Below are 23,501 nucleotides of genomic sequence, written 5' to 3'. Positions count from 1 at the left end.
CAGCTACGCCCGCGTCCCGCTTCGCTTTTAAGGCCTTTTTGCATGTCCGATCTTCGTTATCAGGTCGACGTCAGCGTCGCCACCCGCTTTCTGGCAGAACAGTCGCAACCTGAGCACAACCGTTTCGCCTTCGCCTATACCATTACCGTGAGCAATAACGGCTCATTGCCAGCCCGCCTGCTATCACGCCACTGGGTCATCACCGACGGCGATGGTCATGTTGAGCACGTGCGGGGCGAGGGTGTGGTCGGTCAGCAACCGCTGATCGACGCTGGAAAAAGCCACAGCTACAGCAGCGGGACGGTCATGACGACCAAGGTCGGCACCATGCAGGGCACGTACCAGATGCTGGCGGAGGACGGCACGCGTTTCGACGCGATCATCAAGCCGTTTCGCCTGGCGGTGCCCGGAGCCTTGCACTGATGGCCACGTATGCGGTCGGCGATCTGCAAGGTTGCCTGGACCCGCTCAAATGCCTGCTGGAACGGGTCACCTTCGACCCACAGAAAGACACGCTGTGGCTGGTGGGCGATCTGGTCAATCGCGGCCCGCAATCGCTTGAGACCTTGCGCTTTCTCTACAACATCCGCGATTCGCTGGTCTGCGTGCTCGGTAATCACGACCTGCACCTGCTGGCCGCCTGGCAGAACATCGAACGCCTGAAAAAATCCGATACCTTGAGCGAGATCCTCGATGCCCCCGATTGCGTCGAGCTGCTGGAATGGCTGCGCCTGCAAAAGCTCATGCACTACGACGAGCAACGCAACCTGGCGCTGGTGCACGCCGGCATCCCACCCCAGTGGTCCTTGCGCAAGGCGCTCAAGTACGCCGGCGAAGTCGAACACGCGCTACGCGACGACAACCTGTTCGGCCCCTACCTGGATGGCATGTACGGCAATGAACCGGTCAAATGGGACAACGATCTCACCGGCACCGCCCGTCTGCGAGTCATCACCAATTATTTCACCCGCATGCGCTTCTGCACCCGCGACGGTAAGCTGGACCTCAAGGGCAAGGAAGGCATCGAGACCGCGCCACCTGGCTACGCCCCTTGGTTCAAACACAAAGAGCGCAAGACCCGTAATCTGAAGATCATTTTCGGGCACTGGGCGGCACTGGAAGGCCAATCCGACGAACCTGGGGTTTTCGCCCTCGACACCGGATGTGTATGGGGTAGCGCGATGACGCTGATGAACGTCGACTCTGGCGAGCAACTGCGTTGCGAGTGTGACGAACAGGGTCACGCCAAATCCCTTCATCATCCGACCATTGCATCAGTAACGGCCGCTACCATCGTTTGATCGATGCCGCGCGTCAGGCTACAGGAGTCCCAAATGACCGCTTTTAAACGCATCCCCCCAGAGCAGGCCCAGGCCCTGCGTGAAACAGGCGCGGTTGTCGTCGACGTTCGAGATCCGGCCACCTTCGCCGCCCTGCACATCAGCGGCTCGACCCATCTGGATAACCACTCCCTCTCCGATTTCATCCGCAATGCGGACCTCGATGCCCCCGTGGTGGTGGTCTGTTATCACGGCAACTCCAGCCAGAGCGCAGCCGCTTACCTGGTCAGCCAAGGCTTCTCCGATGTCTATAGCCTGGACGGCGGTTTTGAGCTGTGGCGCACGACTTATCCTGCAGAAACAGCCCCAGGTAACCCGGAATAATTTTTATGACGCCCAAGCCCACGTGAACCGCGGGTTTGGGTGATGGCGGACGAACGGTCTGCCACAACTAATTACGCATTCAACCTTTACCTCTCCGATTCCGAACTATCCTTAGCCTCAGGCCATCCAAAACAGGGGAGAGCCGGTACACCGGCGCGCGGGTTCATCGGGAGACAGCTTTCAGGAGACGGCATTTCTGAAAGCATTCTGGGGGGTAAACGGCAGCTGGGTTCCCAGCGGCCGACCAGCATCGACTGATTGATCCGACACCGGCTCCACGTATCGAGCGAGGTGACGTCATGAGTATTTTTAGCCACTTCCAGCAACGTTTCGAGTCCACGCGGCAGGAGGAATACTCGCTGCAGGAATACCTCGATCTCTGCAAGCAGGACCGCAGCGCCTACGCATCGGCTGCGGAACGCCTGTTGCTGGCAATCGGAGAACCGGAACTGCTGGATACCTCGGCCAATTCGAGGCTTTCGCGGATCTTTTCCAACAAGGTGATTCGCCGCTATCCGACCTTCCAGGACTTCCATGGCATGGAAGAGTGCATCGACCAGATCGTGTCCTATTTCCGCCACGCAGCTCAGGGTCTGGAAGAAAAGAAACAGATCCTGTACCTGCTTGGTCCCGTCGGCGGCGGTAAATCGTCCCTGGCCGAGAAGCTCAAGGAGCTGATCGAAAAGGTGCCCTTCTACGCCATCAAGGGTTCTCCAGTGTTCGAATCCCCCCTGGGGCTGTTCAACGCTACCGAAGATGGCGCGATTCTGGAGGAAGACTTCGGTATTCCGCGCCGCTACCTCAATACCATCATGTCGCCATGGGCCACCAAGCGCCTGGCCGAGTTCGGCGGTGACATCAGCCAGTTCCGGGTGGTCAAGCTCTACCCTTCGATCCTCAACCAGATCGCGGTGGCCAAGACCGAACCGGGGGATGAAAACAACCAGGACATTTCGGCCCTCGTGGGCAAGGTCGATATCCGCAAGCTGGAAGAGTTTCCTCAAAACGACGCCGACGCCTACAGCTATTCGGGTGCGCTGTGCCGGGCCAACCAAGGCCTGATGGAATTCGTCGAAATGTTCAAGGCGCCCATCAAAGTGCTGCACCCCCTGCTGACCGCAACCCAGGAAGGCAACTACAACAGCACTGAAGGCCTCGGGGCGATTCCGTTCAGCGGCATCCTGCTGGCGCACTCCAACGAATCGGAATGGCACACCTTCCGCAACAACAAGAACAACGAAGCCTTCATCGACCGGATCTACATCGTCAAGGTGCCCTACTGCCTGCGAGTCACCGATGAGGTCAAGATCTACGACAAGCTGCTGTTCAACAGCTCGTTGTCCAAGGCCCACTGCGCCCCCGATACACTGAAGATGCTTGCCCAGTTCACGGTGCTGTCGCGCCTGAAGGAGCCGGAAAACTCCAACATCTATTCGAAGATGCGCGTCTATGATGGTGAGAACCTCAAGGACACTGATCCGAAGGCCAAGTCGATCCAGGAATACCGCGACAACGCGGGGGTCGACGAAGGGATGAATGGTCTGTCCACACGGTTTGCCTTCAAGATCCTGTCCAAGGTCTTCAACTTCGATCCACACGAGATCGCAGCCAACCCGGTTCACCTGCTGTATGTGCTGGAACAGCAGATCGAGCAGGAACAATTCCAGGCGGAAACCCGCGAGCGTTACCTGCGTTTCCTGAAGGAGTATCTGGCTCCGCGTTATATCGAGTTCATCGGCAAGGAAATCCAGACCGCGTACCTGGAGTCCTACAGCGAATATGGGCAGAACATCTTCGATCGCTACGTGCTTTACGCGGACTTCTGGATCCAGGATCAGGAATACCGCGATCCGGAAACCGGCGAAATCCTCAACCGCGTGGCGCTGAACGAGGAACTGGAAAAAATCGAGAAACCGGCCGGGATCAGCAACCCCAAGGATTTCCGCAACGAAATCGTCAACTTCGTCTTGCGGGCCCGGGCCAACAACAACGGCAAGAACCCGACCTGGCTCAGCTACGAGAAGCTGCGGGTGGTCATCGAGAAGAAAATGTTCTCCAACACCGAAGACCTGCTGCCAGTCATCAGCTTCAACGCCAAGGCCAGCAAGGAGGACCAGCAAAAACACAACGACTTCGTCACACGCATGGTCGAACGTGGCTACACCGACAAACAGGTACGACTGCTCTCCGAGTGGTACCTGCGGGTCCGGAAATCGCAGTGAGGCAGTGAAGCAGCGGCAAGCTTCAAGCCATGAGCTGCAGGGGCGCTCACCGTCCCTGCGCTTGCGGCTTGCAGCTTGAAGCTGAGAACTTGAAGCTGCCCAGAGGGCCACCTATGAGCTATGTGATCGACCGACGCCTTAATGGCAAGAACAAAAGCACGGTGAACCGCCAGCGGTTTCTGCGGCGTTACCGCGACCATATCAAGAAGGCCGTCGAAGAGGCGGTCAGTCGCCGTTCCATTACCGACATGGAACATGGCGAGCAGATCAGCATCCCCGGACGCGACATCGACGAGCCGGTGCTTCACCACGGGCGTGGCGGCAAACAGACTGTCGTGCACCCCGGCAACAAGGAATTCACCAGCGGCGAACACATTCCGCGTCCGCAAGGCGGAGGTGGCGGGAGAGGTCCGGGCAAGGCCGGCAACTCCGGCGAGGGCATGGATGAATTCGTGTTCCAGATTACCCAGGAGGAATTCCTGGAGTTCATGTTCGAGGACCTTGAGCTGCCGAATCTGGTCAAGCGCAATCTGACCGGCACCGATACGTTCAAGACGGTGCGCGCCGGCATCAGCAATGAAGGCAATCCTTCGCGTATCAACATTATCCGTACGCTTCGCTCGGCCCATGCCCGGCGCATCGCGCTGTCTGGCAGCAGCCGGGCAAAGTTGCGCGAGACAAAGGAGGAGCTCGCCCGCCTGAAGCGCGAAGAACCCGACAATTTTGGCGATATTCAGGAGCTGGAAGCGGAGATCGAAAAACTTAGCGCGCGGATTCACCGTGTGCCATTTCTCGATACCTTCGACCTCAAGTACAACCTGCTGGTGAAACAACCCAACCCCAGCTCCAAGGCCGTGATGTTCTGCCTGATGGACGTGTCGGGGTCCATGACCCAGGCCACCAAGGATATTGCCAAGCGGTTCTTTATCCTGTTGTACCTGTTCCTCAAACGGAACTACGACAAGATCGATGTGGTGTTCATCCGCCACCACACCAGCGCCAGGGAAGTGGACGAAGAGGAGTTCTTCTATTCCCGGGAAACCGGCGGCACGATCGTTTCCAGTGCCCTGAAGCTGATGCAGGAAATCATGGCCGAACGCTATCCGGCCAATGAATGGAACATCTATGCAGCCCAAGCGTCCGACGGCGACAACTGGAACGATGATTCACCCATTTGCCGCGACATCCTGATCAACCAGATCATGCCGTTCGTCCAGTACTACACCTATGTGGAAATTACTCCACGGGAACATCAGGCCTTGTGGTACGAATATGAACGTATTGCCGAAGCGTTTTCCGACACATTTGCCCAGCAGCAACTGGTCTCGGCCGGGGACATCTACCCGGTCTTCCGTGAACTCTTCCAGCGCAGGTTAGTGACATGACCGCCAAAAAAGAGCAGAAGCGTCAACCCATCTCCACCGGCTCCGAATGGACGTTCGAGCTGATCCAGGCCTACGACCGGGAAATCAGCCGTATCGCGGACCGTTATGCCCTGGACACTTACCCGAACCAGATCGAGGTGATCACCGCCGAGCAGATGATGGACGCCTACGCGTCGGTCGGCATGCCTTTGGGCTATCACCACTGGTCCTACGGCAAGCACTTCCTCAGTACCGAGAAGTCCTACAGCCGCGGCCAGATGGGGTTGGCCTATGAGATCGTGATCAACTCCGACCCTTGCATCGCCTACCTGATGGAAGAAAACACCATCTGCATGCAGGCCTTGGTGGTCGCCCATGCGTGCTACGGCCACAACAGCTTCTTCAAGGGTAATTACCTGTTTCGCACCTGGACCGATGCCAGCTCGATCATCGATTACCTGGTATTTGCCAAGCAATACATCATGCAATGCGAGGAGCGTCACGGCATCGATGCCGTGGAAGACCTGCTGGACTCCTGCCACGCGCTGATGAACTACGGCGTGGACCGCTACAAACGACCGTATCCGATTTCCGCCGAAGAAGAACGCCGGCGTCAAAAGGATCGCGAAGAACATCTGCAAAAGCAGATCAACGATCTGTGGCGCACCATTCCCAAAGGGGCGGACAAGTACAGCGAGAAAGACAACGCGCGCTTCCCTGCCGAGCCTCAGGAAAACATCCTCTATTTCATTGAAAAACACGCGCCGCTGCTGGAGCCGTGGCAGCGGGAGATCGTGCGCATCGTGCGCAAGATCGCTCAATATTTTTATCCGCAACGCCAGACCCAGGTCATGAACGAAGGCTGGGCCACGTTCTGGCATTACACGCTCATGAACGACCTGTACGACGAAGGCCTGGTCACCGACGGTTTTATGATGGAGTTCCTCACGTCCCACACCAGCGTGGTGTTCCAGCCCGGTTTCGACAGCCCGTATTACAGCGGCATCAACCCTTATGCACTGGGCTTTGCCATGTACCGCGATATCCGGCGCATGTGTGAAAACCCCACAGAGGAGGATCGGCGCTGGTTCCCGGACATCGCCGGCTCGGACTGGTTGTCCGCTATCAAATTCGCCATGAGCAGCTTCAAGGACGAGAGCTTCATCCTCCAGTACCTCTCGCCCAAGGTCATCCGCGACCTGAAACTGTTCAGCATCCTCGATGATGACCAGAAAGATGACCTGCTGGTGCCTGCCATCCACGATGAAAGCGGTTATCGCGTCATCCGCGAGACACTGGCGGCGCAATACAACCTGGGCAACCGCGAACCCAACGTTCAGATCTACAGCATCGATCGCCGGGGCGATCGCTCGCTGACGCTGCGCCATCAGGCGCATGATCGCAAACCGTTGGGCGATTCAACCGATGAAGTCCTCAAGCACCTGCACCGCCTCTGGGGGTTCGACATCCATCTCGAAACCCTGCAAGGCGAGCAGGTGATGAAAACCCATCACGTGCCCCCCAGAACCGAGCAAACCGAAGGAGATTATGGCCGGTTGGACCTGGCTGTCATTCATCTTTGAACCCGTTTTCACCTCCGAAGGCCTGGCGCAAAGGTTATCCTGTCAGACCAACGGAGGTTTTTTATGCAAATCTATAAAGTCGGCGGCGCCGTTCGCGATCGCCTGCTGGGCATTCCTGTCACCGACATTGATCGGGTCGTGGTGGGGGCTACGGCCGAGGATATGCTCGCCAAGGGCTTTCGCCCGGTGGGAGCTGACTTTCCGGTATTCCTTGATCCCAAGACCGGGGAGGAATACGCCCTCGCCCGCACCGAACGCAAAAGTGGCCGCGGTTATGGCGGCTTCGTGTTCCACGCCAGCCCTGAAGTGACCCTCGAAGAAGACCTGATCCGCAGGGACCTGACGATCAACGCCATGGCCGAAGATGACCATGGCAATCTTACCGACCCGTATCACGGCCAACGCGATCTCAAAGCCCGCCTGCTACGCCATGTTTCCCCCGCGTTCGCCGAAGATCCCCTCAGGGTCCTGCGGGTTGCCCGCTTTGCCGCGCGCTATGCTCCGCTGGGTTTCAAAGTGGCGGACGAAACCCTGGAACTAATGCGCCAGCTCAGCGACTCGGGCGAACTGCAAGCCTTGACCGCCGAGCGCAGCTGGAAAGAAATTTCCCGCGCTCTCATGGAAAAACAACCGCAGGTGTTTATCCAGGTCCTGCGCGATTGCACAGCCCTCAAAGTCTTGATGCCCGAGGTGGATGCACTGTTCGGCGTGCCGCAACCCGAGGCCCATCACCCTGAAATCGACACCGGCGTCCATACCCTGAGCGTGCTGGAGCAGGCCGCGCTGCATGAACAGCCCCTGACAGTTCGTTGGGCGTGCCTGCTGCATGACTTGGGCAAAGGCCTGACACCCGCGCACGAATGGCCCCGGCATATCGCCCATGAACACACGGGCCTGAAGCTGATCAAGGCGGTCAATGAACGTTTCAAGGCTCCACGCGACTGTCAGGAGTTGGCTTTATTGGTCGGTCAATACCATACCCACGGCCATCGTGCGCTTGAGCTGAAGGCATCCACTTTGCTTGAGCTGTTGCAGAGTTTTGACGTGTATCGCCGCCCTCAGCGCTTCGAGGAGTTCATCGCCGCGTGCGAGATGGATGCGCGCGGCCGCAAGGGCCTGGAGAGTCGAAGTTATCCACAGGCGGATTACCTGCGTGGAGCGGCAGCGGCCGCACGCGGAGTAGCGGTGCAGCCCTTGCTGGAAAAAGGCTTCAAGGGACCTGAACTGGGCGAGGCGATCAAGCGCGAGCGTCTTCGGGCATTGAAAGCGTATAAAGACGCGGCGAGCTGAGAAAGCTTTGTGTCGGCTTGCATCTCGGCCATCGCGAGCAGGCTCGCTCCCACAGGCATCGCGGGCCGCTCAGGCGCAATGTCGGAGCGAGGCTGCTCGCGATGACGTCAGCGACCTGACAGCAGCTCCAAAGGCGTGAGCGGTACACCCCGCCATTCAAAAGCCACCGGAACCAACACCTGGTCAATCTGCGACTCATCCCACAAAGTCGCGAAGCTTTTGCCTACGCCAGGATGTATCCGATCGGGTGCAATCAACGACAATGGCCACAGGACAAAGGCGTTCTTGAGAATTTCGGCGCGGGGCAGGATCAAGCCGTCGAAATTGCCGACCTGCTCGCCATACAACAACACGTCGATATCCAGCGGCAGCCCTTTACGGTCCGGCGCATAACGCCCATTGTCTGCCTCGATGAACTTGAGGCGACGATCCAGCTCCATCAGCGGCAGATCCGTGTAGGCAGCTACGACGAAATTGAAAAAAGGCCCGCTCTTGATCCCCACCGGCTGGCTCTCGAACACCGCCGAACAGCGTATATCCACCAGGAAACCGGCAAGGGCTTCGAGACCTGCGCACAAGCGGGCTTCGCGCTCGATATTGCTGCCGAGCCCGAGAAAAACCTGAGTCAGCGACATCCGCGCTCGATCTCCACGCCCACGCCACTGGCGGCCGGCACAGCACCGGGCTTGGTCACTTTCAGGCGCAGCCAGGTAATCTTGAACTCGTCCATCAGCGCCTGGGCCAATCGTTCGGCAAAGGTCTCGACCAATTGGAACTGGGCTTGCTCGGCAAATGCCTGGATGCGCGACGATACGCTGGCGTAATCGAGCGCCAGGGTCAGGTCATCGCCGGCGGCGGCCGGACGGTTATCCCAGGCGAAACTCAGATCCAGCCGCAGACACTGGCGGATGCCGCGCTCCCAGTCGTAGGCACCAATGACCGTGTCGACTTCCAGGCCTTCGATAAACACTCTGTCCAAGCACTCTTCTCCGCAGCACGACAAGGGCGCAATGCGCCGTTAGAATCAGGGCGTCCTCGCCCGGAATAGTTAGCATGTTTTGGTTACTGGCGACTTTCGCCTACCTGCTCGGCTCGCTGTCCTTCGCCATTTTGCTCAGCCGCCTGACCGGTCGCCCGGATCCGCGAATGAGTGGCTCGGGCAATGCCGGCGCCACCAACATGCTGCGCCTGGCCGGACGCAAACTTGCCATCCTGACCTTGCTTGGCGACCTCTGCAAAGGCCTTGTCCCGGTTCTGCTCGCCAATCTTGCAGGACTTTCGTTGCAGCAACAGGCCTGGATCGGTGTCTGCGCGGTCATGGGTCACTTGTTCCCGCTGTACTTTCGCTTTCGCGGCGGCAAGGGCGTCGCCACCGCCGCCGGCATGCTGCTGGGTCTGTATCCCCCCGCCGCCCTGCTGGCCGTCGCTGCCTGGCTGCTGACGTTCTACCTGACCCGCACCAGCTCCCTGGCCGCCCTGATCGCCACACCGCTGATCCTGCCATTGCTGGCCTGGCAGGAGCCGGCGGCCTTGCTGCCGGTAACCGCACTCGTTGCACTGATCGTCTGGCGCCACCGGGGCAATCTACGCGACCTGTTTGCCGGGCGCGAACGGCATTTTTAATCCATACGCCCTACAGCGGTGACAACTGCTCCATGGGCCAGCGCGCCTGCACGCTGATTGCCAGGCTTTCGTGCTGGCCGGCTTGCAAACGCTGGCAGCCGGCGAAGGCAATCATCGCCCCGTTATCTGTGCAGAACTCCGGCCTGGCGTAGTAAACGTCGCCGTTCATGCTGCCAAGCATGTTCTCTAGTGACACGCGCAAAGCCTTGTTCGCACTGACTCCGCCAGCGATCACCAGACGCTTGAGTCCGGCCTGTTTCAGGGCGCGCTTGCACTTGATGGTCAAAGTCTCCACCACCGCCTGCTGGAACGCCAGCGAGATGTCGCAACGGGCTTGCTCGCCGTCGTCTCCGGCGCTGACGCATTGCTGCCAGGTGTTCAGGGCGAAGGTTTTCAGGCCGCTGAAGCTGAAATCCAAGCCGGGGCGGTCACACATCGGCCGCGGGAAGACGAAACGCCCTTCCACTCCGTGGGCCGCCAACCGTGCGATTTCCGGTCCGCCCGGGTAATTGAGGCCCATCATCTTCGCAGTCTTGTCGAAGGCTTCACCGGCAGCGTCGTCCAGGGTTTCCCCCAACAGTTCGTATTGGCCGATGCCATCGACCCGGACCAACTGTGTATGACCGCCAGAGACCAACAAAGCGACGAACGGAAACTCAGGCGGTTGCGGCTCCAGCATCGGCGCCAGCAAATGACCTTCCATGTGATGCACACCCAAGGCCGGGATACCCCAGGCGAAGGCGAGCGCCTGAGCACAGGAAGCACCCACCAGCAGCGCGCCCACCAGGCCCGGCCCGGCGGTGTAGGCAATGGCGTCGATCTCGGTCGGCACACAGCCGGCCTCGGCCAGGACCTGGCGAATCAAGGGCAGCATGCGCTTGACGTGATCGCGGGACGCAAGCTCGGGCACCACGCCGCCATAGGCGCGGTGCAGGTCGATCTGGCTGAACAGTGCATCGGCCAACAGGCCGCGTTCACTGTCGTATAATGCGACACCGGTTTCGTCGCAGGAGGTTTCTAATCCCAGTACTAGCATGGGTTTGCGCCTTGTAGAGGCTGAATTCGAAGGCGCGCATAATAGTCGTCGCGTTGTGCCCCGACCAGCGGTTTTCGATCAGAGGCTTTGCATTCCGAGCGATGAGGGGTTAACATCCGCAACCCTTAAAAACCGACGTCTTCAAGTGCTCTTTTGCCGCGAGGATGTTGACCCCGGTAATGAATGAAGGTAGCTCTGGATGCCAGCCGTCAAAGTAAAAGAGAACGAACCCTTCGACGTAGCTCTGCGTCGTTTCAAGCGCTCCTGCGAAAAAGCCGGTGTTCTGGCTGAAGTTCGTAGCCGCGAATTCTACGAGAAGCCGACTTCCGAGCGTAAGCGCAAAGCAGCAGCCGCTGTTAAGCGTCACGCCAAGAAAGTTCAGCGCGAACAGCGCCGCGCCGTACGTCTGTACTAATACACAGACGTCCGTAGCAAGCTTCTGCCAAGCCCGGCCCTCAAGCCGGGCTTATGGCATTTGCGGAAAACGCTTGATGCTTCACTGTCAAAGTCGCACATGCGACCGAGACAACCTGCTTTACCACGTCAGACCTGGCTCTTTTGCCAGCGGTGCACGTCTCTTCTGACGAGCCTTTCAAGGCTACTGACGAGCACACCCTGATTCCTCTAACGACGATCAGCCCAAGGCACCTGCTTGCGTGCCCGCCTGATGATCCGAGGCCTGAACGGCCGTTACCGGACTCAGCGCAACATATTCAAACAGTCGAATACTGATTAGTGATTAACGTCAGTGGACTATCGGCAGATACACTTCCCGACAGCGATGATGCAGACGACCCGGTCGAGCCACCGTTTTACCGTGCCTCAAGACCAAGAGTCGGTTACGCCTGCTGATTTCGGGTCCATATTTCGCGCAGTGATGATGAGAACGCCATGGCCGGGCTGATTCCCCAGAGCTTTATTGACGACCTCCTGAACCGCACCGACATCGTCGATGTGGTCAGCTCTCGCCTGCAAATGAAAAAAGCCGGCAAGAATTACACGGCCTGCTGCCCGTTCCACAAGGAAAAGACCCCGTCCTTCAGCGTCAGCCCCGACAAACAGTTTTACTACTGTTTCGGCTGTGGCGCTGGCGGCAATGCCCTCGGCTTCATCATGGACCACGACAACCTGGACTTCCCCCAGGCTGTCGAAGAACTGGCCAAAGCCGCCGGCATGGAAATTCCCCGCGAGGAAAGTGGCCGAGCGCACAAACCGCGCCAACCCACCGACTCGCCGCTCTACCCATTGCTGACAGCGGCGGCCGATTTTTATCGCCAGGCCCTCAAAAGCCATCCTGCCCGCAAGGCAGCCGTGGATTATCTCAAGGGCCGCGGCCTGACCGGGGAAATCGCCCGGGATTTCGGCCTCGGCTTTGCCCCGCCCGGCTGGGACAATCTGTACAAGCACTTAAGCAGCGACACCTTGCAGCAGCGCGCGATGATCGACGCCGGCCTGCTGATCGAGAATGCCGAAACCGGCAAGCGCTATGATCGCTTCCGCGACCGGGTAATGTTCCCGATCCGTGACACGCGCGGACGGATCATCGCGTTTGGCGGCAGGGTCCTGGGCGACGACAAACCCAAGTATCTGAACTCCCCGGAGACCCCGGTATTCCATAAAGGACAGGAACTCTACGGGCTGTACGAAGCGCGCAAGAACAACCGCAACCTCGACGAAATCATCGTCGTCGAAGGTTACATGGACGTGATCGCCCTGGCCCAGCAAGGTTTGCGCAATGCCGTTGCTACCCTGGGCACCGCCACCAGCGAAGAGCACATGAAGCGCCTGTTTCGCGTCGTGCCCAGCGTGCTGTTCTGCTTCGACGGCGATCAGGCCGGCCGCAATGCCGCCTGGCGAGCACTGGAAGCGACATTGCCATGCCTGCAGGATGGGCGGCGAGCGCGCTTTCTGTTTTTACCCGAGGGCGAGGACCCGGATACCCTGGTGCGCTCCGAAGGCACCGATGCTTTCCGTGCGCGGATCAACCAGCACGCGCAACCGCTGGCCGATTATTTTTTCCAGCAGTTGACCGAAGAAGCCGATCCACGCTCCCTCGAAGGCAAGGCTCATATGGCCACCCTCGCGGCACCGCTGATCGACAAGGTACCCGGCGCCAACTTGCGCACACTGATGCGCCAGCGTCTGACCGAAATCACCGGCCTGAACAGCGAAGCGGTCAATCAACTGGTCCACAGCGCCCCCCAGGAAGCACCGCCGGCTTACGACCCAGGCATTGATTACGACGCGATGCCGGATTTCGCCGACTATCATCAACCTCAGCAGGACTACGCGCCTGCGCAGGAATGGACACCCAAGAAACCGGGCAGCGGCGGCAAGAAATGGGACAAAAAACCCTGGGACAAGAACGGTAAGCGCGGCGATCGCGACCAGCCACGTGCCCCGCGCGTGCCGGCCGCCGTCGAACCACCAACACTGGCCGCCCTGCGGACTTTGCTGCACCACCCGCAACTGGCTGAAAAGGTCGAGGACGCCGGGCACTTCGCCGCCGAGGACCACAGCAATACGCAATTGCTGATCGCACTCCTTGAAGCCGTGCAGAAGAACCCCAAACTTAACTCTTTCCAGTTGATCGCCCGATGGCACGGCACCGAACAAGGGCGCCTGTTGAAGGCCCTGGCCGAGAAGGAATGGTTGATTGATGGAGACAACCTTGAACAACAGTTTTTCGACACCATTACTAGCTTGTCCGCCCGCCAACGCGAGCGAAATCTGGAACAACTTCTGCGAAAAGCTCGCCAGAGCGAGTTGACCAGCGAAGAGAAAAACCAATTGCGCGACTTACTCAGCCGCAATGTTTGCGCATCAAACCCGACCTCAACTGGCGCGTGAGGTCACAGCTCAGGTATAATCCTCGGCTTGTTTTTTGCCCGCCAAGACCTTCAGTGGATAGGGTGTTATGTCCGGAAAAGCGCAACAGCAGTCTCGTATCAAAGAGTTGATCCTATTGGGTCGTGAGCAGGGCTACCTGACTTACGCGGAGGTCAACGACCACCTGCCGGAGGATATTTCAGATCCGGAACAGGTGGAAGACATCATCCGCATGATCAACGACATGGGGATCAACGTATTCGAGGTTGCTCCAGATAAGGATGCCCTTATGCTGGCCGACGCCGATACCGACGAGGCGGCCGCTGAAGAAGCGGCCGCAGCGTTGGCAGCGGTCGAGACCGACATTGGTCGCACCACCGACCCCGTGCGCATGTACATGCGTGAAATGGGTACGGTAGAGCTCCTCACGCGTGAAGGCGAAATCGAAATCGCCAAGCGCATTGAAGAAGGCATCCGCGAAGTGATGGGCGCAATCGCGCACTTCCCTGGCACGGTTGACCATATTCTCTCCGAGTACACCCGCGTCACCACCGAAGGTGGCCGCCTGTCCGACGTCCTGAGCGGTTACATTGACCCGGACGACGGTATCGCGCCGCCTGCAGCCGAAGTGCCGCCGCCGATCGACGCGAAAGCCGCCAAGGCCGACGACGACACCGATGACGACGACGCCGAAGCCAGTGACGACGAAGAAGAAGCCGAAAGCGGTCCGGACCCGGTCATCGCAGCCCAGCGTTTCGGCGCTGTGGCCGACCAGATGGAAATCACCCGCAAGGCGCTGAAGAAGCATGGCCGCAACAACAAGCAGGCAATTGCCGAGCTGTTGGCACTGGCCGAGCTGTTCATGCCGATCAAACTGGTGCCAAAGCAGTTCGAAGGCCTGGTCGAGCGTGTCCGCGGCGCCCTGGATCGTCTGCGTCAGCAAGAGCGCGCGATCATGCAACTGTGCGTGCGTGATGCCCGCATGCCACGTGCTGATTTCCTGCGTCAGTTCCCTGGCCACGAAGTCGACGAAAGCTGGACCGATGCACTGGCCAAAGGCAAAAGCAAATACGCTGAAGCCATTGCCCGCCTGCAACCGGACATCATTCGTTGCCAGCAGAAGCTGACCGCGCTGGAGGCCGAAACCGGCCTGACCGTCGCCGAGATCAAGGACATCAACCGTCGCATGTCGATCGGTGAGGCCAAGGCCCGCCGCGCGAAGAAAGAGATGGTCGAAGCGAACTTGCGTCTGGTGATCTCCATCGCCAAGAAGTACACCAACCGCGGCCTGCAATTCCTCGATCTGATCCAGGAAGGCAACATCGGTCTGATGAAAGCGGTGGACAAGTTCGAATACCGTCGCGGCTACAAGTTCTCGACTTATGCCACCTGGTGGATCCGTCAGGCGATCACTCGCTCGATCGCCGACCAGGCCCGCACCATCCGTATTCCGGTGCACATGATCGAGACCATCAACAAGCTCAACCGCATTTCCCGGCAGATGTTGCAGGAGATGGGTCGTGAACCGACTCCGGAAGAGCTGGGCGAACGCATGGAAATGCCTGAGGACAAAATCCGCAAGGTATTGAAGATCGCCAAAGAGCCGATCTCCATGGAAACCCCGATCGGTGATGACGAAGACTCCCATCTGGGTGACTTCATCGAAGACTCCACCATGCAGTCGCCGATCGATGTCGCCACCGTTGAGAGTCTCAAGGAAGCGACTCGCGAAGTGCTCTCCGGCCTCACTGCCCGTGAAGCCAAGGTACTGCGCATGCGTTTCGGCATCGACATGAATACCGACCACACCCTTGAGGAAGTCGGTAAGCAGTTTGACGTAACCCGCGAGCGGATTCGTCAGATCGAGGCCAAGGCCTTGCGCAAATTGCGCCACCCGACGCGAAGCGAGCACCTGCGCTCCTTCCTCGACGAGTGATGTTAAAAACCCCCGGCCCTGCCGGGGGTTTTGTTATGTGCAGATAAAATCCCCCCGCTACGCCCCCCCCCGCCCTATTGCCCGTCTACACTCGAAACATCCTCCCCAAGCCATGACGAGACCGTGATGCCCAGACTGACGGCCGTGATTTTGCTGTCATTGATGAGCTGGACCGCAACGGCTGGCGCGCTGACGCTCACCGACGAAGAGCGCCGCTGGCTCAAGGACCACCCCGACCTGCGCCTGGGTGTCGACGCCTCCTGGCCACCGTTCGAATTTCGCGACGATCAGGGGCGGTATCAGGGCCTGGCCGCCGACTACGTGGATGTTATCCGCGAGCGGCTGGCTGTCACGCTCACGCCTATCGAGCCCGTCAGTTGGACGATGGTGCTGGAGCAGGTCGCACAGGGCAAAATCGATCTTTTACCCGGCATCATGTCCACGCCCGAACGTCAGAACTACCTGGCTTTCACCCGCCCATATCTGGACTTTCCCATCGTCATCCTGGCCCATCATGGCGGCGCAGAACCTCATAACCTTGAGGATTTGTACGGGCTGAAAATCGCCGTGGTGGAAAATTATGCGCCCCACGAACTGTTGCGCAACCACCATCCAGACCTGAATCTGGTGGCGCTGCCCAATGTCAGCTCAGCCTTGCAAGCCTTGGCCACAGATAAAGTGGATGCGGTGGTGGGCGACCTGGCTTCCAGTGTCTGGAGCCTGCGCCAACTCAAGCTTGACGGGCTCTATGTCAGCGGAGAAACACCCTATCGCTATCAACTGGCCATGGGCGTCCCCCGGGAGAACAGGATACTGGTGGGTATCCTGGACAAGGTGATAGCGGACATGAGCCCGGCCCAGATCAGCGAAATCCAGGAGAAATGGGTCGGCAATGTCCGAGATTACCGAAGGTTCTGGTCAGACCTGCTGGTTTACGGCTTACCTGCGCTGCTCCTCTTGAGCGGTGTCCTTGCGGCGGTGATTCGCATCAATCGCCGCCTCAGCTCAGAGATCGCGCGACGAGTCGATCTGGAACAAGAACTGCGCAGCAGCGAATACCACTACCGCGGGCTGGTGGAGAGCCTTTCAGCAATTGCCTGGGAGGCAAGGGTCAGTGACTTCACCTACAGCTACGTGTCGCCTCACGCCGAAGATCTGCTCGGTTATCCCCTCTCCCACTGGCTGATTCCAGGGTTCTGGCGCAACATCATTCATCCTGCCGACCTGATCCGCGCCCAGAGCTATTGTGAGCATGAAGTGCTGGCGGGCCGGGACCATTGCATTGATTACCGCGTGATCACTGCTGACGGCCGCTGCCTGTGGGTGCGCGACATTGTCAGCCTGATCGAACACGGCCACGAACCGGTGATGCGCGGGTTGATGATCGACATCAGCGAAGCCAAACGCACCGAGGAAGCGCTGCGCCTCTCCGAGCAAAAATTCGCCTCGGTATTCCGTCAATGCCCGGACATCCTGGTGATAGCGCGCCTGATGGACGGTTGCCTGCTGGAGGTCAACAAAGCCTTCGAGGAGCAGATTGGCCTGAGCGCCGCAGAGGTGGTGGGCCAAACCGCGACTGAACTGAACATCTGGGGCATCCAGGACGTCGGCCCGGGCCTGCTGCAACGATTACAGGCCGGCAGTATCCGCAATCTGGAGATGCCTTTCCGTCGCAGCAATGGCCAGGTGTTCACCGGGCTGATATCGGCCGAACCCTTCGACCTCGACACCACCCCAGCCCTGGTCGTGGTAGTCCGTGATATCAGCCAGCTCAAGGAAACACAGCAGCAGTTGCAGACTTCCGAAGAGAAGTTCGCCAAGGCTTTTCATGCCTCGCCCGACGGCCTGCTACTGTCCCGGCAAAGCGACGGCCTGCTGATTGAGGTCAACGAAGGCTTCAGCCGTATTACCGGTTTCAATAGCGCCTTGTCGGTGGACCGTTCCACCCTGGACCTGGGTATCTGGGTCAACCTCAATGAGCGCAAACAGATGCTCGACCAATTACAACGAGACGGTTATGTCAGGGACTTCAGATGTCATATCCGCCGTAACGATGGGCAGATAAGGCTCTGCGAAGTGTCCAGCCGCCCTCTGCCCATCGGCAACGAAGACTGCATGCTGACCATCGCCCGGGACATCACCGAACGCCACCTGATGCAGGAAAAACTGCAACAGGCAGCCACCGTATTCGAAAGCACTGCCGAAGGCGTGCTGATCACCGATACACAACAGCACATCAGCGCGGTGAACCGCGCCTTCAGCGAGATCACCGGCTATAGCGAAACCGAAGCCTTGGGTCACACGCCGCGGCTGTTGGCTTCCGGCCTGCATGACAGTGCGTTCTATGCCGCGATGTGGCACCAGTTGACCGCCGAGGGACACTGGCAGGGGGAGATTTCCAACCGGCGTAAAAACGGCGAGTTGTATCCCAGTTGGCTGACCATCAGCGCGGTGCGTAACCGGGATCGGGAAATCACCCATTTCGTTGCGGTCTTTGCCGATATTTCCAGCCTCAAGCACGCCCAGGCCCGACTCGATTATCAGGCGCACCACGACCCGCTCACCGGCCTGCCAAATCGCACATTGTTCGAAAGCCGATTACTGACGGCGCTCAACAGCCAGCAGGAAGATGGCGGCCAGGGTGCGGTACTGTTCCTGGACCTGGACCGCTTCAAGCACATCAATGACAGCTTGGGACACCCGGTGGGAGATCTGCTGCTCAAGGGTATCGCCGTGCGCCTGCGCGAGCAGTTGCGCGATATCGATACCGTGGCGCGCCTGGGGGGTGACGAATTCATCATCCTGCTGCCAGGCCTGCAACAACCCAGCGACGCCGAACACATTGCCCAAAAACTGTTGAATTGCTTTGCCGCACCGTTCCAGGCCGGTGAACATGAATTTTTCATCAGTGCCAGCATCGGCACCAGCCTGTACCCGCAGGATGGCTGCGACGTCGCCACGCTGGTCAAGAATGCCGACGCGGCGATGTACCGCTCCAAGGCCAAGGGGCGCAACCGGGTTGAAAGCTACACCCGCGACCTCACCGCCCAGGCCAGTGAGCGGGTGGCACTGGAACACGAGTTGCGACGCGCCATCGAGCGCAACGAATTATCGTTGTCCTTCCAACCCAAATTCAGCCTTGCCGACAATCGCCTGGTGGGCGCCGAGGCGCTGATTCGCTGGACCCACCCCACATTTGGCGACGTACCGCCGGAGCATTTCATCCCCCTGGCCGAAGAAAACGGCATGATCCTGCAGATTGGCGACTGGGTACTGGAACATGCCTGTCGACAACTGTCCGAATGGAACGACGCCTACGAAAGCCTCGGCCCGCTGTCGGTCAACCTTGCCGGAGCCCAATTGCGCCAACCCAACCTGCTGGGGCGTATCGAACAGTTGCTGCGTGAGCACCACCTCAAGCCCGGCTTGTTGCAACTGGAAATTACCGAAAACTTCATCATGAGCCAGGCCGAAGAAGCCCTCGCGGTGCTGCACCAGCTGAAAAAACTCGGTGTGCAACTGGCGATAGACGACTTCGGCACCGGTTACTCCTCCCTGAGCTATCTCAAGCGTTTGCCACTGGACTTCCTCAAGATCGACCAGTCCTTCGTCCGTGGCCTGCCCGATGACCCGCACGACGTGGCCATCGTGCGGGCAATCATCGCGCTGGGCCGCAGTATGCAATTCACCATCATCGCCGAAGGCGTCGAGACCCTGGCCCAACAACAATTCCTGGCTGAAGAAGGGTGCGAACAGATCCAGGGCTACATCGTCAGCCTGCCCCTGTGCGCCGAAGAGTTCGCCGCAACGTTTCTTCGTATGACCGTATCGGATTTTTCGGATAGCACAGCCGAGAAACCGTCGCTATAATCCGCGGCCTACTGAGGGCCTATAGCTCAGTTGGTTAGAGCAGAGGACTCATAATCCTTTGGTCCACGGTTCGAGTCCGTGTGGGCCCACCAACTCCAAAGCCGCGCATTGCGCGGCTTTCGTTTTCTCCCAGAGAAAAAAGTGGTACTTCGACCCGCTGCCGTGTCCACAAAGTGCCCCCCCCCCAAGCGCTCATCGATTCAGACGATGCGTATATCTACGGGAGATCCATCCCGTTATCCTGAATCGCCCCGGATTCTCTAGACACCTTGCGGCGGGATTCCGCGATTGCAGTTTGATTGCACGCCCTTAACCCTCAGCGCAACGCAGAAGTTGTCGACGGAGCTTTACACGGTCACAGCATACCCCGGCCAGTGCCTCGTGCGGAGGCGCCTCGGCCTAACGTCTCCAAAACCGACGCGCTCGATGTGTTGTTACCGGGGAGTTGGCTCGCTGGCGATGAGACCCGTGCAGACGTCAAATTCCCCGGGGCCTCACATCAAAGACCGTTTGCATCTTAGTCACCGCTTGTAGAAAATCATCGTCTTTTTGCACGAATGGATACGCGCATGAAGTTCGAGAAGACCACGCAGTACAGGTCCGCAGAAGGGATCGTCTTCAATCTGTCTCGAATCACCCTCATGGAAAGCGACCGAGGTCGCCTGCGCGAGCTGCACTTTGGCGAAGCGAAACGCGCCCATTACCAAGTCAACAGCATGGTCGTCGATATGTACGACCGAGTGCAGGCTCGAAACCTGCCATGCCTGCTGACAGTCTGCATTTCCAATCCCCTCACCCGGCAGCAGGCCGATGCTATCAGTACTATGCGCGGCAACGTCGCCAAGGGAATTGCTGCGGCCTCAGGTGGCGTTGCCGGGAGGGTAGGTGCGTTGGGCGGGCCGCTCATTGGCTGGGCTTCAGGCGCAGTCGTGACGACAGGTGTCAACTGGTACCTCAAAGGGGCCTTGCCGAACCTGCATGCAGGTGACGTGCTGGTCAGCATCGAGGGAGAGGTCCATGGCGGGATTGGCCCACAGCGCTCTGTCGTGACGCTGGTCATCAAGGACTGAGGAACTGCACATGCCCTACATCATGCAAACTGTAGTCCTTCTGGTACTGGGCACGATCCTCGTTCAGTTTCTGAAACCATACCCGCTGCGCAAGTGGCTGGGTTTGGCGCTGCTGGCAACGGGCTTGGTCAGCATCTTCAAGGTTGGTGAGCAGCAGGTGCTGGGCTTTGACCTGGAGCTGCTAGCACTGCTGGCCGTGCCGCTGGGCGTGGTGCTTTTCCTGACGCGGCGCCGGTTCACGGAGCGGGACTGAAGCCCTGGCACGATTTCTCGGTGCCGTCTCTGACCCAAAATCATATGGGACAACAGTCGATCAACAGCGCGTTGATAGATGATCTTAGCGTTGGACCTTGCCGGCGGATTGGGGGTTACTTTGAACATACTGATAACTCCTAACGTAGGTTAGATGCCGCCAAAAATCACTGCTAAATGATGGGTGGCGGCTGTAACGCAGGCCAGGTGCAGTCGGAAATGTGTAATGCCACATTGACGAGCCTCGCCAACTCTGCGGGCGCGGCCTAATTCTGATCCTAGACAGCACGGATCTAACGCACATGAAAGGTCACCGCAATCGCCAACCTTTAAAGTCAGACGATACGCATGCCTTAGACCAAGCCGCGTTTTGCTTCTTGATCTGTGAATGGAACGTGGTTCTGGAGCTGCGAGAGAATTAGCCCGGGGGCACTACAGAAGATCGTGGGAGAAGATTTCACTGCGGGGCGAATTGCGAAACTCAAAGTCCGCAAAATCAGTACAACCACGGTACAGTACTCAGCTTGAGCAACCTTCTCAAAATTACGCTCAAAACCAGTAACTACGGGCCCTCCAGCTATGCCAACCTACGTTCACCTTCGAACGATTTCTCTAGGCATAGCACCTCGCCCAGCAACTCATAATCCTTTCGTCCACGGTTCGAGTCCGTGTGGGCCCACCATACAAAAAGCCGCGCATTGCGCGGCTTTTGCGTTTTTGAGTGGCGAGACTGGGTGATCTGGCCCAAGGTCTTCATAAACCGCGCAACAAGAGCGTCATCCATGCGGTATGTACCCGCCCAGCTATAGTGAATTTCGCCTATACCGGACATTCAGTGAATCAAACTGGTAGTCCCCGCTGAACAGGCGTCGGACAGCTCCTGAGACGGATTAAACACAACTCTCAGGGCGCCGAAACTACCGCTCTGTAGTACAGTTGCGCCCGCCAGGGCCCGGCCACTGCCAGCGATAAAGGCCGGTTTAGCCCTCGAACGACTCGACGGTGCCATATAGCGAGTTTTCAGATCGGGAACGATCGGCGGCACCGAAACGTCCGAAGACGCGAAATCGGATGTAAAACCAGGCATAAACTGATCGCGGGACGCTCAAGAGAGCGATTCCGCCGATAATAAGAAATATAGGAGAAACAGATGGAATTCCTGCAAACGCTGTTTGGGTATGTCGACAGCCTCACGTGGGGGTGGTCGCTCATACCCATTCTCGTGGTCTTCGGAGTGTTCATCACGATCATGTCGGGTTTCGTCCAGTTCGAATTCTTCGGCCGGATGTTCCGCGTGCTGTCAGGGAAGAACCAGAACAGTGACCCCAACAACCTCAGCGCGCGACAAGCGCTACTCGTATCCGTGGGCGGCCGCGTGGGCGGCGGAAACATTGCCGGTGTAGCCGTCGCGATCACGCTCGGTGGGCCCGGCGCGGTTTTCTGGATGTGGTGCATCGCGCTCGTCGGCATGGCGACAAGTCTCGTCGAATGTACGCTTGCCCAGATCTACAAGCGCACCGACGGTGAACACTCCTTCCGTGGCGGCCCAGCCGACTATATCCGGCACGGCCTCGGCTCGAACTACAACTGGCTGGCGATAGTTTATGCAGTCTGCCTGCTGGCAGCCTTCGGCCTTGGCTTCAATGCCTTTCAAGGCAACACTGTGGCCGGCGCGATGCAGGATTCGTTCGGGATCAGCCGCTTTGTGACCGGAGCGCTACTGGTGCTTGTCACCGGGTTTGTGATCTTTGGTGGAATCAAGCGCATCGCCAAGGCGGCCGATGTCGTGGTGCCCGTCATGGCGCTGGGTTACCTGGCGCTTGCCCTGATCGTCATCGTGATGAACATCGGTGAAATTCCGGCGCTCTTCGTACGCATCGTCTCCAGTGCCTTCGGCTATGAAGAAGCCATCGCCGGTGGCATGGGGGCTGCGATTGCACAAGGCTTGCGCCGCGGGCTGTTCTCAAACGAGGCCGGGCTTGGTTCCGCACCGAACGTCGCGGCAACTGCGCTGGTACATCACCCGGTCAGCCAGGGCATCACCCAATCGTTCTCGGTCTTCATCGACACGATCGTGATTTGCTCGTGCACGGCTTTCATCATCCTGCTGGGTGATGTCTATGTTGCCGGTGCTACAGGTATCGACGGTGTCGTACTGACACAACAGTCACTGGCCAGCCATTTTGGTGAGTGGTCGCGCTACGCGTTGACTCTGGCGATCCTGCTCTTCGCCTTCTCGTCCATCATCTACAACGTCTATCTGGGTGAGAACGCACTGGCGGCCATCACCAAATCCAAACCGGCCCTGCTGGTGCTGCGCGTGTTTATCCTGGGCTTGATTTTCCTCGGCGCCGCGGCCCCGAACGCCACCTCGGTGTTCTTCTTCTCAGATCCGATGATGGGCATTCTGGCACTGGTGAACCTGATTGCGATTTTGATGCTGTTCCCTACTGCGATACGGGTGATCAACGACTTCCGCGCGCAGTTGAAAGCCGGTGTGGCAAGGCCGGTCTTCGATCCGGCAAATTTCCCCGACCTCGATCTCGACCGCAAGGCATGGGATACCAATCGCTGGAAATGATCCCGGCCCGGTCGCAGCCTGGATTGGGCTGCGGCCGCATCTGAAACGGGCTGATGCCAGCATCGTCAAATCTGCGGATACTGCCACCATGACCAACGTCATGGTGGCAGGCATTCCCGAGCGCATCCCAATGGAGTAGGTGGCAAAGGCATGCGAGCCTGTAACATGCCAGCCACCGATA

The 23,501-nt window shown here is 58.8% G+C and carries 18 protein-coding genes and 1 tRNA gene; 16 read left to right on the top strand and 3 right to left on the bottom strand.

All coding sequences use genetic code 11. The annotated features are described in order from the left end of the window. Positions 1-42 precede the first annotated feature (42 nt). The 7 genes from apaG to PSEUDOMOFG3G_RS27715 all read left to right on the top strand — a co-directional run bounded on the left by apaG (position 43) and on the right by PSEUDOMOFG3G_RS27715 (position 8,123). Positions 43-423: a Co2+/Mg2+ efflux protein ApaG gene (gene apaG / locus PSEUDOMOFG3G_RS27745; protein WP_047228072.1), complete on the top strand. Its 381-nt coding sequence runs from the start codon at positions 43-45 to the stop codon at positions 421-423. Further along, positions 423-1,301: a symmetrical bis(5'-nucleosyl)-tetraphosphatase gene (locus PSEUDOMOFG3G_RS27740; protein WP_047228073.1), complete on the top strand. Its 879-nt coding sequence runs from the start codon at positions 423-425 to the stop codon at positions 1,299-1,301. Before apaG ends, PSEUDOMOFG3G_RS27740 begins: the two co-directional genes overlap by 1 nt. 33 nt (positions 1,302-1,334) lie before the next feature. Further along, the gene (gene glpE, locus PSEUDOMOFG3G_RS27735; protein ID WP_047228074.1) at positions 1,335-1,664 is read left to right on the top strand and encodes a thiosulfate sulfurtransferase GlpE; all 330 of its coding nucleotides are present in this window, start codon (positions 1,335-1,337) and stop codon (positions 1,662-1,664) included. A gap of 299 nt (positions 1,665-1,963) precedes the next feature. Then, entirely contained in the window at positions 1,964-3,886 is a 1,923-nt protein-coding gene (locus PSEUDOMOFG3G_RS27730; RefSeq protein WP_047228075.1) for a PrkA family serine protein kinase, read from the top strand. Positions 3,887-3,999: 113 nt separating this feature from the next. Next, a complete protein-coding gene (locus PSEUDOMOFG3G_RS27725) occupies positions 4,000-5,271 on the top strand; it encodes a YeaH/YhbH family protein (RefSeq protein ID WP_047228076.1) in 1,272 nt (423 codons plus the stop codon). After that, positions 5,268-6,833: a SpoVR family protein gene (locus PSEUDOMOFG3G_RS27720; protein ID WP_047228077.1), complete on the top strand. Its 1,566-nt coding sequence runs from the start codon at positions 5,268-5,270 to the stop codon at positions 6,831-6,833. Before PSEUDOMOFG3G_RS27725 ends, PSEUDOMOFG3G_RS27720 begins: the two co-directional genes overlap by 4 nt. A gap of 63 nt (positions 6,834-6,896) precedes the next feature. Beyond that, on the top strand, positions 6,897-8,123 hold the full coding sequence (locus PSEUDOMOFG3G_RS27715; RefSeq protein WP_047228078.1) for a multifunctional CCA addition/repair protein: 1,227 nt from the start codon (positions 6,897-6,899) through the stop codon (positions 8,121-8,123). A 107-nt stretch (positions 8,124-8,230) separates the two neighbouring features. Here the strand turns inward: PSEUDOMOFG3G_RS27715 and folK are convergent, their stop codons facing one another. Both folK and folB read right to left on the bottom strand, forming a co-directional pair. Continuing rightward, positions 8,231-8,758: a 2-amino-4-hydroxy-6-hydroxymethyldihydropteridine diphosphokinase gene (gene folK / locus PSEUDOMOFG3G_RS27710; protein WP_139049025.1), complete on the bottom strand. Its 528-nt coding sequence runs from the start codon at positions 8,756-8,758 to the stop codon at positions 8,231-8,233. Continuing rightward, a complete protein-coding gene (gene folB / locus PSEUDOMOFG3G_RS27705; protein WP_018607238.1) occupies positions 8,749-9,102 on the bottom strand; it encodes a dihydroneopterin aldolase in 354 nt (117 codons plus the stop codon). The genes folK and folB overlap by 10 nt, the downstream gene beginning before the upstream one ends. Positions 9,103-9,176: 74 nt before the next feature. Between folB and plsY the strand changes: the two genes are divergently transcribed. Continuing rightward, on the top strand, positions 9,177-9,746 hold the full coding sequence (gene plsY, locus PSEUDOMOFG3G_RS27700; protein WP_139049024.1) for a glycerol-3-phosphate 1-O-acyltransferase PlsY: 570 nt from the start codon (positions 9,177-9,179) through the stop codon (positions 9,744-9,746). A gap of 10 nt (positions 9,747-9,756) precedes the next feature. On the opposite strand, the gene tsaD is transcribed toward plsY, so the two are convergent. Then, positions 9,757-10,782: a tRNA (adenosine(37)-N6)-threonylcarbamoyltransferase complex transferase subunit TsaD gene (gene tsaD / locus PSEUDOMOFG3G_RS27695; protein ID WP_047228081.1), complete on the bottom strand. Its 1,026-nt coding sequence runs from the start codon at positions 10,780-10,782 to the stop codon at positions 9,757-9,759. Positions 10,783-10,981: 199 nt separating this feature from the next. Here tsaD and rpsU point away from each other — a divergent pair, with 199 nt between their 5' ends. The 8 genes from rpsU (at position 10,982) to PSEUDOMOFG3G_RS27655 (ending at position 23,320) form a co-directional block, all read left to right on the top strand. Then, positions 10,982-11,197 (top strand): 30S ribosomal protein S21, encoded by a 216-nt coding sequence (gene rpsU / locus PSEUDOMOFG3G_RS27690; RefSeq protein WP_002551877.1) that lies wholly within the window; start codon positions 10,982-10,984, stop codon positions 11,195-11,197. Between the two features lie 476 nt (positions 11,198-11,673). Beyond that, positions 11,674-13,632, top strand: coding sequence for a DNA primase (gene dnaG, locus PSEUDOMOFG3G_RS27685; RefSeq protein ID WP_047228082.1), 1,959 nt, complete (start codon positions 11,674-11,676; stop codon positions 13,630-13,632). Between the two features lie 67 nt (positions 13,633-13,699). Then, positions 13,700-15,547: an RNA polymerase sigma factor RpoD gene (gene rpoD, locus PSEUDOMOFG3G_RS27680; RefSeq protein WP_047228083.1), complete on the top strand. Its 1,848-nt coding sequence runs from the start codon at positions 13,700-13,702 to the stop codon at positions 15,545-15,547. A 126-nt stretch (positions 15,548-15,673) separates the two neighbouring features. After that, positions 15,674-19,417, top strand: a complete 3,744-nt coding sequence (locus PSEUDOMOFG3G_RS27675) for a bifunctional diguanylate cyclase/phosphodiesterase (protein WP_047228084.1) — start codon at positions 15,674-15,676, stop codon at positions 19,415-19,417. Between the two features lie 15 nt (positions 19,418-19,432). Further along, a tRNA-Ile gene (locus tag PSEUDOMOFG3G_RS27670) sits at positions 19,433-19,509 on the top strand. Between the two features lie 477 nt (positions 19,510-19,986). Beyond that, positions 19,987-20,487, top strand: coding sequence for a hypothetical protein (locus PSEUDOMOFG3G_RS27665; protein ID WP_171061306.1), 501 nt, complete (start codon positions 19,987-19,989; stop codon positions 20,485-20,487). 10 nt (positions 20,488-20,497) lie between these two features. Continuing rightward, a complete protein-coding gene (locus tag PSEUDOMOFG3G_RS27660) occupies positions 20,498-20,740 on the top strand; it encodes a hypothetical protein (RefSeq protein ID WP_139049023.1) in 243 nt (80 codons plus the stop codon). 1,149 nt (positions 20,741-21,889) lie between these two features. Then, positions 21,890-23,320: a sodium:alanine symporter family protein gene (locus PSEUDOMOFG3G_RS27655; protein ID WP_139049022.1), complete on the top strand. Its 1,431-nt coding sequence runs from the start codon at positions 21,890-21,892 to the stop codon at positions 23,318-23,320. The last annotated feature ends 181 nt before the right edge of the window (positions 23,321-23,501 follow it).

The sequence above is a fragment of the Pseudomonas sp. FG-3G genome (assembly GCF_901007645.1).
Taxonomy (GTDB): Bacteria; Pseudomonadota; Gammaproteobacteria; order Pseudomonadales; family Pseudomonadaceae; genus Aquipseudomonas; species Aquipseudomonas rhizophila.
The sequence above is the reverse complement of the archived record's forward strand: the minus strand, read 5'-3'. Positions and strand labels throughout refer to the sequence as shown.